The following is a 565-nucleotide window of genomic DNA, read 5'->3' on the forward strand; positions in this document are numbered from 1 at the left end:
TTTATTTAACTCTTCAACTCCATCTTCAAATCCATCTAGTATTCAAGTTGTTAATACTTGTAGCGCTCTTACTCAACTATCTCATTCTGTTAAGTTAATAGTCCCAAATACAGGACAGAATTTTTCTCTTAAAAAATTTTATGGGATCGATAAATCGCCAAAATTAATTAAATTGAAATATTTTAATAAATTTCCAATTGGTATTAGTTATTATTTATTTTCATTTCTTTCTATAGCTTATGCTATTTTTGATAAAACAGAACTTTATATAACAAGAAATATATTTAACCTTATCTTATTAAACATTTTAAAAAAAAAAGTAATTATCGAAATTCATCATGATTTTCATAACGAAGGTAGAATTGTTAAATTTTTCTGCAAATATACTAATGTATTTGATAACAAGAATATTGTTAAAATTGTAGCTATTACAAACGCTGTGAAAAAATATCTTGTTAAAAATTTTAAAATTGATGCAACAAAGATAGAAGTAATTTCTAGCGCATCATCTTTAAAATTTAAATTTAGCAATCTGAAGAAAAAAAATTTTTATAACATTGGTTAT

At 22.7% G+C, this 565-nt stretch carries 1 protein-coding gene; it reads left to right on the forward strand.

Going from position 1 to position 565, the window contains the following annotated elements; all coding sequences use genetic code 11:
- On the forward strand, nt 1-565 hold a 565-nt coding region (locus AMN81_RS00795; protein WP_143312048.1), incomplete at both ends, for a glycosyltransferase family 4 protein.

The organism is Candidatus Pelagibacter communis, from assembly GCF_001179845.1.
In the GTDB taxonomy this organism is placed as follows: Bacteria; Pseudomonadota; Alphaproteobacteria; order Pelagibacterales; family Pelagibacteraceae; genus Pelagibacter; species Pelagibacter ubique_Q.